The organism is Desulfovibrio cuneatus DSM 11391, assembly GCF_000430005.1.
Classification (GTDB): domain Bacteria; phylum Desulfobacterota; class Desulfovibrionia; order Desulfovibrionales; family Desulfovibrionaceae; genus Frigididesulfovibrio; species Frigididesulfovibrio cuneatus.
This window is the reverse complement of record NZ_AUCY01000037.1, coordinates 26,208-34,103: the sequence shown is the minus strand read 5'-3', so window position 1 is coordinate 34,103 and position 7,896 is coordinate 26,208. Positions and strand designations below refer to the sequence as shown.

Genomic DNA, 7,896 nt, shown 5'->3' with positions numbered 1-7,896 from the left:
TAGGTGATATCTGAGTCTTTCCTTTATGAGCCTGCCTTTCTTGGCTTTTCCTTTCAGCCTGCTGGTAGCGATAACCGCGCAACCCCTTGTTGCGGGCATACTCACGACTAACTGTAGCGGTGCTGCGGTTCAATTCACGTGCTATAGTTCTCATGGATTTTCCGCTTTTCAGACTACAGAAAATGTAATAGCGTTCTTCCTTGGCAAGGTGCGTGTAGTGCATAGTTCCCTCATCTGTGGTGGATAGAGAGCTAAGGTATTACCGCACCTTGCTTTTTTATCCAACACCGGAGGTGTTGCACTTACGACTTGAATCCGCCCTTTAATTTACAGTATCAATCCAGAATTACTCGTAAAAACAACTGTTTTGGGCCAGCTAGAGTCCATGCAAAGGATTTGGTGTAATGGAGTTGACTGGTTGCAGTTACCTCTCTTTGCTCTTGCAACTATGGTTACTCTTGGTTTTGGCAATATAAATGCGGCGAGTACCACGGCGATGTTAGTTGTATGCCTGAATCTTATGGCGGGTTACTTCTTATTGGCCGTGCTTATTACTCGTCTTGGCGTGCTGTTTCAGACCATGGGGCCAGGACACATCGTGCCTAAGGAGCGATCTAGGAAACCGCAGCTTCCCCAGACGGATACACCGGAGGATTGATTACCAAATCTTGTTAAAATGCCACCGGCGGCTAAATTCAAATCAGTTTTAAATGTTCCTAATAAATCTCTTTTCTTCAACATATTCAAAACATTAGCTACTACCAATTTCTTACGGTATTTTGAACGGTATTCATCTTCTCTTTCAAATTAAAACTTCATAAATTCATCATATTACCATACTTCTTCGAGTCTCCCCTTCACCATATTTGAAAGGGTCATAACTGAAAGGTTGTGATGGCGAGCTCCTGCTGTTTTTTGAAAGCGGGCTTCTGTTCTTTGGGAACAGGCTGCGCTTTATAAAAAAACGCAGCCCATTCACGGCTTTCTTTCCCTTATGCTGTGAACACGGTGCTTATAAGGTATGCCGTGTACCCCACAAAGCAGGCCAGCAGCAGGGCACCTTCCAGGCGGTTAATACGCCCCTGCTTGCGGAAGCCATAACTCATGGCGAACAGCGCCACAGTAAGGGCTGCCATTATGGCAATGTCGCGTTGCAGCACTTCCGGCCCCACCTGCATGGGGCTAATAGTGCCCGCAATGCCCACCACCGCCAGGGTGTTGAACAGGTTGGAACCCAGCACGTTGCCAAGGGCAATGTCGTGTTCGCCCTTGCGGGTGGCAATAAGGGAAGAAGCCAGCTCTGGCAGTGAAGTGCCCACTGCCACAATGGTCAGGCCAATAATCAGGTCGCTCACGCCAAAGGCATGGGCAATTTCCACCGCCCCCCACACCAGCAGGCGTGAACTGGCAATAAGCAGCAGCAAGCCCAGCACCAGCCAGAACATAGCCTTTTTTAAGGGCATGGTGTGCGTTTTCAGTTCTTTTTCCATTTCTATTGCCAGGGCATCTTTAGGTGACTTGCTGCCCTGGCGGATAGTAAAAAGCATGAGGGCGGCAAAAACACCCAGCAGAATAAAGGCTTCAGTACGGGTTATTTGGCCATCCCACAGTTGCCATGCCGCCAGGGCCGTTACCAGCAGCAGAATGGGCAGTTCTTTACGCAGCACTTGTGAATGCACGGTAATGGGGCTGATAACGGCAGTAAGGCCCAGAATAAGGGCAATGTTGGTAATGTTGGAACCATAGGCGTTGCCAAGAGCAATGCCGGGGTTGCCTTGGGAAGCTGCCAGCGCGGAAACAACCATTTCCGGGGCAGAAGTGCCAAACCCTACAATAACCATACCAATAAGCAGGGGGGCCATGCCAAAATGCCGGGCCGTGCAGGCCGCACCTTCCACAAAGCGGTCGGCGCTCCACACCAGCAGGGCTAAACCGGCAACAAGGGCTATAAGGGGCAGTGTCATTATAGGGAAACTCCTTTTGTATTGAGCAATGAAAGAGAGTAAAGCAGCAACATTCAGTGTTATTCTTTTGGCAAATTTGGCAGCTTATGGCAAGGGGGCAGTGGTTGCAATGGCCCCGGTGGAAGCGTGCCAGGTTGTGCAGCATGGGGAGAATGTTTTCCTTGCTTTACGGAGAAATAATAGACGTTGACGGTATGCCCCCCCCAGCGTAAAGTATATAAATTAGTAAGGGAAACGCTGATTTATTCCGTTTGGCGTCGTTGCATCGCTTTTTTTGAAACAGTCGAGGACGGAAGAGTCCACTCCTGCTTCAAAAAAGCTCGCGCCTTGCCAAACAAAATAACTGCGCGTTTCCAAAATACCATTTAATCAGTGCTTCCTAAGAAAGCGTGGAATGAACGAGCGTTTTCCCAGAACTACTTCAGAGGTAAAATAGAGCGGCCGCTCCTCTAAAAAGAGTGAGCGGACGTTTTTGCTATGTTGCTGCTTCAGTTGTGGCATTTTGTTCATAACGTTTACGTTGGCATGTGTTTGTGCTGTGATGCCTGCATGGGTGGTTTCCTGCTGGGGTGCCCAGGTAGATGGGAGACAGGTTCATTATAGCAAAAAGGAGTGTGACATGCGGGAACAATTGGAAGCTCGGCAAAACCAACTTTTAGCAGCATTGCCCCTTTCTTTGTACCAGTCTCTGCTGCCGCACCTGGAATTGGTGAAGATGCCCCTGGGAAAGGTGTTGTATGAATCTGGCGACATTATGTCTTATGTTTATTTTCCGGTGGATTGCATTGTATCGCTTTTGTATGTTATGCAGAATGGTTCTTCTGCCGAAATTTCTGTTATTGGCAGGGAAGGCATTGTGGGCATTTCCCTGTTCATGGGGGGGGAGAGTACCCCCAGCAGGGCCATTGTGCAAAGTGCGGGGCACGCCTTTCGCCTTTCAAGCCAGCGGTTTAAAAAAGCCTTTGAAGAGCACCCGGAAATGCTGCACCTTATGCTGCGCTACACCCAGTCGCTGATCACCCAAATGGCCCAAACCGCTGTGTGCAACCGCCACCACTCTATTGACCAGCAACTGTGCCGCTGGTTGCTGCTTTCCCTGGACAGGCTGCCAAGCAACAGGCTGGTAATGACCCAGGAACTGATTGCCAACATGCTTGGGGTGCGGCGTGAGGGCGTTACGGAAGCTGCGGGCAAGCTGCAAAAGCTGGGCGTAATAGCCTATAGTCGCGGGAAAATTACGGTGCTGGACCGTACCAAGCTGGAAACGCTGTGTTGTGAATGCTATGCCGTAGTAAAACGGGAAACAGACCGCTTGTTGCCCCCTGTTGGGGGTCTTGCTTCATAAGCTTATCCCCCATAACAAACACCCCGGAACAACTTCCGGGGTGTTTTTGTAAATGGCGAGTGCTAGGCAGCGTGACGCTGATTAATGCCAATAAATCAGCGTGTTCACTCGTTTTGCTTCATTCACTGCTATGGGCGTGAAGTGCTGGCCTGCAAGGCTTTTGCTCCAATGCCGATCATGGAAGCAATATCAGCCAGGTTTGTTGGCACAATCATGGTATTGTTTTGCTTGGCAAGTTTGCCAAACTCTTTGATATAGCTTTCCGCAATGCGCAGTGAAACAGCATCCAGGCCACCGGGTTTTACTGCCACCTGGGAAACAATGAGCAGGGCCTCTGCCGTGGCCTTTGCCACCAGCTCTATTTCCCGCGACTGCCCTTCGGCCTCGTTAATTCTGCGCTGTTTTTCCCCTTCCGAACGGTTTATCACCGCTTGGCGCTCTCCTTCCGCCTTATTGATTTCTGCCTGCTTGATGCCTTCTGATTCAGCAATGAGGGCGCGTTTTTCCCGTTCTGCCCGCATGTATTTTTCCATGGCATCCTTAATGCTGGGGGGCGGAATGATGTTTTTTACTTCATAGCGCGTTACTTTTGTGCCCCATGGGGCGGAAGCTTCATCCAGGGCTTTGACAATGCCATGGTTGATTTCACTGCGCTCTTCAAACGTTTTGTCCAGTTGCATTTGGCCAAGAATGCTGCGCATGGTGGTTTGGGCCATGTTGATGGTCGCAGCGTAGTAGTCGTCTATGCCGTAACTGGCACGTTCTGCATCAATTACTTGCACATACAGCACGCCGTCTACTTCCACCTGAATATTATCTTTGGTAATGCAGGTTTGCGGGGGCACATCAATCACTTGTTCTTTGAGGGTATGCACATAGGCCACCCGGTCTATAAAGGGTACAAGCAGATGAAATCCAGCCAGCAACGTGCCGGAATACTTCCCCAAGCGCTCAATAATGGTGGCTTTTTTCTGCGGAACAATAAGGATGCATTTCAGGAACAGGGTAATGGTAAAAAGCGCAAGTCCGCCAAGAATAATGTAGCCAGTGGATGTATTCATAAAAATTCCAGATGGTTGAAGGAAAGAGTAGGCAAAACGGAATAGATCAGCGTTTCCCTAGGGAAGGCGTTTAACGGTGAGTAGCAACACCTCTTGCCTGATAATACGTACCCGGCTGCCCACGGGAATAAATTCCGTGGCTTTGGCTTGCCACAGCGTTCCGTGCAATAACACCCGCCCCGGGTGTGGGGGGGTAATGGCTTCCACCACATCTACTTCCTGCCCAACGGTTTCATGTTGCAAAGAGGTGGAAGAGTTGTTCAGGTGCAGGCCTTTGCTGCGAAACAGCGCTTCCACCCGCGAACGGAACAATGCCAGGAAGGCAAAGGAAGCAATAATAAACAGGGTAAGTTGCATGGTAAGCCCAAAGGGAATAATAGTGAGGGAGATTACCACAGTCCATGCCCCCACACCAAAAAACAGCAGCACAATGCCTGGCATGAGCACTTCACCCAGCATCAGGGCCAGGCCAAATAAAAACCAGGCTATTCGCGGTTCAGTAAGCCATTCATACATGACTTGTCCTTTTTTATGCCCACCTGGCTGGTGGGGTGATTGAATTGTTTCCCTAAAGCAGTTTATCTTTGAAAGGATATATTTATACCATAATACAACGACATGCTCCGCGGCTGGCAGCAACGCTGCCACCGAGCAATTTCAACGTGAAATTGTTCTAGCGCGTACTGAGTATGGTGTGGACCCATTGTGCATAGGTTTTCATGAATGCGGCTGCATATTCACCGCAGGCGGTCAAGGGAGTTCCCAGGTTATCAAAAAACTTGTCTACTTCCCCAAGGGAGGCTTCAGGCTGTTGCATAAGGGGCACGTTCAGGCCTATGAGCGATTGGTGTAAATGGTGGTTGGCGCCAACGCCCCCAATGGCTCCAATGGAAGTGCTTACCACGGCACCAGGCTTGCCGTTGAAGCGGTTGTGTCCATATGGACGCGAGGCAACATCCAGTGCATTTTTCAGCACCGCAGGGATGGAACGGTTTTGTTCCGGAGTCACAAACAGCAGGGCTTTTGCTTCCCCCACCTGTTCACGAAATGCCACCCACAGGGGGGATGGTTCTTTGGCATCTAATTCTTCATTGTACTGGGGTAATTGGCCAAGAGGCATAATTTCTAAGGTAAATTCAGGCGGGGCTGCCGCCAGAAAAGCATGGGCCATTTTGGTTGAATATGCCTCGTTGCGAAGGCTGCCAACGAGTACGGCAACTGGTATAGTCATTTTCATATAGTTTCCTTGCTTCACGGTGAAGGGGCTACCGTGCGCATGCATGAGGGTACACTGAGGATATATTCATGCAGGGATAATATAATGAAGCAAGGGCTGTGTCTGTGCGGTAGCGCACATAAGGGCATGGATTATCAATTTATTCCGTTTGCCAACATAGCGAGCCATGGAGCAAGGGCAAAGGGCTACTTTTACAGGCTGTGCCTACAGCACGCCGCACCCTTTTCCTTTAATCAGCACTGCTGCTGCGCCCGCCAGCACCACCCACCAAATTAACTGGCGTAGCCGCACCCCCCAGGTAATTTGCAATGGGTTGTCATTCTGTTCCGGCAGGAGCGGCGGGGTGGAGTCTGCCCATAAATTGCGTATTTTTTCCCTGGCACTGCCTGTTTGGCGCACGTCCTCTTTTTCCAAATGCCTGCGTTTTTCTTCCGGGTTATAGAGGCTGTGAATGGAAATCCAGTTGGGCACACCGTCTTCCGTGCGTGTTTCTTCGGGTTCCAGGGGAATGTGGCCTAATTTTTGCCGTTCTTCTTCCGGGGCGCTTTCAAGGCATTCCCTGGCTTCCGGGGCAAGCAGTGGTTCTGGCGGCAGGGGGAAGGCCAGTGGGGCTGTTTTTTCCGGCAAAGTAATGTGCGCAGGTAGCCAGGGGACTTGGCGCAGCAATCCTTCCAGCAGCAGTTTGCTGTTTACCAGGGAAGCGTCTGGCCGTGCAGCAGCGGCCAGGGCAGCAGCAAAGCGAGCCTCTTCTTCTGCAAATTGTGCCGCATGTTGCTGCTTTCGGGCCAACAGGCTTTCTTCCAGGGTGTCTCCTTCCTGGGGGCGGGGGGTAAAGTAGAGGTCAGAGCGTAACCGTTTGGCGCTTTGCATGGCTATTCCTGGCTTTGGCGGGGCTGAAGGGGCAGGCGCAGGGCACAGGCAACCACTTCTTCCGGAGCAATGTCTTGCAGGCATTGTCCATTCCTGGGGCAGGTGCCCTTGCCGTGTAAGGAACAAGGGCGGCAGGGCAGGGGGCGTTCCAGCACTGTGTCGTGCGGCCCGGCAGGGTAAAAGCCCCATTCCGGGGTGGTGGGGCCAAACAGGGCCACCACAGGGGTACCCACAGCGCTGGCAAGGTGCATGGGGCCGGAGTCGCCTGTTATCAGGCAGCGGCAGTGCCCCAGCAGTGCGCACGTTTCGCGCAGTGTGGTGTTGTTCACCAAATCTTCCGGCGCATTAGGCAACAGGGGGGTGCCTTGGCCCAGCACAATAAAGGGTATGCCGCTTTGGCGCAGCAAGGTGGCCAGTGTGCGCCATGTGTGTTCCGGCCATGTCTTCCAGCGGTGGGCGGCAAAGGGGTGCAAGGCAATGGGTGCGGCGGGGGGGAGGCCTTTCATGCCTGCTGCATGCACTGTGTCCAGTGTGGCACGTGCAGTGGCGCTTTCTTCCGGGGTAAGCCACACTTGGGGCAGAAGGCTTTGCGCAGGGGGGGGCGTGTTTTGCAGGGTAAGGCTATAGCGCTGGGGAACGTTCATGGCCCGCAGGGCCTGCCCCATGCTTTGCACGCCAAAAGCCATGAACAGCCTGCGCTGCAAACCCATTTTGGGGTACCTTGCCACAGGCCCATGCCACAAGGCACTCAACACACGGGTGCGGAGCACACCGTGCAGGTCTGCAAAGCCCCAACCAGTGTATTCTTTGGCAAGGGCATGGAAAAAGGGAATGGCCCCGCTGGCACTGTGGGCAAATTCAGGAAACGGCACCACGCGCTCTACATGGGGGTGGTGGGCAAACAGGGGGGCCCAGGCGGGTTTGGTGAGCACGTGGAAGCGCAGGCCATAGCGCTCGCCCCACCAGCGTAGCACGCCCGTGGTAAGGGCTACATCCCCCAAGTGCCCAAGCCGGGCCACAAGCCAGTGCTTGCAGTGGCGTGCCTGTGCGTGTAATTCCGAATTATCCACAGTGCTCCTTGGTTTTCTCTATACAGTAACAGTATCATGCGGCACGCGTAGCCAGGGTGGCATGGCCCTTGTTGCTCAAAAATATGCCTTATTCCTGAATGGTCAACCGGGGGCACAGGTGAATTACTCTGTAACGATATGCCTTCACCGGGTGTTTTGCGAAATGTCTTTATTTTTAAGCGTGTTAGCGATCTGGTTTGAATTGTCGTTTGTGGTGTGACCTTTTTTGAATGCAACGGCTGAAGTAGTGAATAAAAGCACATGCTGGGCGTATTATGAGAAAATACTGGCCAAGCACGCTTTACAGCGCCAGACGTATTGACAACTTGCTGGAAAAAAGGAATTTTAC

The 7,896-nt window shown here is 51.9% G+C and carries 9 protein-coding genes; 2 read left to right on the top strand and 7 right to left on the bottom strand.

The genetic code is table 11. The features are described 5' to 3' along the window. On the bottom strand, positions 1-223 hold a 223-nt coding region (locus G497_RS19855), incomplete at its 3' end, for a helix-turn-helix domain-containing protein (protein ID WP_027188232.1). A 162-nt stretch (positions 224-385) separates the two neighbouring features. Between G497_RS19855 and G497_RS20780 the strand changes: the two genes are divergently transcribed. Then, entirely contained in the window at positions 386-658 is a 273-nt protein-coding gene (locus G497_RS20780; RefSeq protein WP_027188051.1) for an ion channel, read from the top strand. Positions 659-992: 334 nt separating this feature from the next. Here G497_RS20780 and G497_RS0110040 read toward each other — a convergent pair whose 3' ends face one another. After that, positions 993-1,964, bottom strand: a complete 972-nt coding sequence (locus G497_RS0110040; protein ID WP_027188050.1) for a calcium/sodium antiporter — start codon at positions 1,962-1,964, stop codon at positions 993-995. Positions 1,965-2,583: 619 nt separating this feature from the next. On the opposite strand from G497_RS0110040, the gene G497_RS0110035 reads away from it, so the two are divergent. Next, positions 2,584-3,309 carry a Crp/Fnr family transcriptional regulator gene (locus G497_RS0110035; RefSeq protein ID WP_027188049.1) on the top strand — a complete coding sequence of 242 codons (726 nt, stop codon included), beginning with the start codon at positions 2,584-2,586 and terminating at the stop codon, positions 3,307-3,309. A gap of 128 nt (positions 3,310-3,437) precedes the next feature. On the opposite strand, the gene G497_RS17660 is transcribed toward G497_RS0110035, so the two are convergent. The 5 genes from G497_RS17660 to G497_RS17650 form a co-directional block, all read right to left on the bottom strand. Further along, entirely contained in the window at positions 3,438-4,370 is a 933-nt protein-coding gene (locus G497_RS17660; RefSeq protein WP_034637472.1) for an SPFH domain-containing protein, read from the bottom strand. A gap of 57 nt (positions 4,371-4,427) precedes the next feature. After that, positions 4,428-4,886 carry an NfeD family protein gene (locus tag G497_RS0110025; RefSeq protein WP_027188048.1) on the bottom strand — a complete coding sequence of 153 codons (459 nt, stop codon included), beginning with the start codon at positions 4,884-4,886 and terminating at the stop codon, positions 4,428-4,430. Between the two features lie 157 nt (positions 4,887-5,043). After that, entirely contained in the window at positions 5,044-5,607 is a 564-nt protein-coding gene (locus tag G497_RS0110020) for an NADPH-dependent FMN reductase (protein WP_027188047.1), read from the bottom strand. A gap of 204 nt (positions 5,608-5,811) precedes the next feature. Continuing rightward, the gene (locus G497_RS17655; RefSeq protein WP_034637470.1) at positions 5,812-6,477 is read right to left on the bottom strand and encodes a hypothetical protein; all 666 of its coding nucleotides are present in this window, start codon (positions 6,475-6,477) and stop codon (positions 5,812-5,814) included. 2 nt (positions 6,478-6,479) lie between these two features. Then, the gene (locus G497_RS17650) at positions 6,480-7,547 is read right to left on the bottom strand and encodes a glycosyltransferase family 9 protein (protein WP_245576376.1); all 1,068 of its coding nucleotides are present in this window, start codon (positions 7,545-7,547) and stop codon (positions 6,480-6,482) included. Between the last annotated feature and the right edge of the window lie 349 nt (positions 7,548-7,896).

Coding starts and splice junctions, on each gene's coding strand:
- G497_RS20780 (WP_027188051.1), top strand. CDS start 386: ATGCAAAGGATTTGGTGTAATGGAGTTGACTGGTTGCAGTTACCTCTC.
- G497_RS0110040 (WP_027188050.1), bottom strand. CDS start 1,964: ATGACACTGCCCCTTATAGCCCTTGTTGCCGGTTTAGCCCTGCTGGTG.
- G497_RS0110035 (WP_027188049.1), top strand. CDS start 2,584: ATGCGGGAACAATTGGAAGCTCGGCAAAACCAACTTTTAGCAGCATTG.
- G497_RS17660 (WP_034637472.1), bottom strand. CDS start 4,370: ATGAATACATCCACTGGCTACATTATTCTTGGCGGACTTGCGCTTTTT.
- G497_RS0110025 (WP_027188048.1), bottom strand. CDS start 4,886: ATGTATGAATGGCTTACTGAACCGCGAATAGCCTGGTTTTTATTTGGC.
- G497_RS0110020 (WP_027188047.1), bottom strand. CDS start 5,607: ATGAAAATGACTATACCAGTTGCCGTACTCGTTGGCAGCCTTCGCAAC.
- G497_RS17655 (WP_034637470.1), bottom strand. CDS start 6,477: ATGCAAAGCGCCAAACGGTTACGCTCTGACCTCTACTTTACCCCCCGC.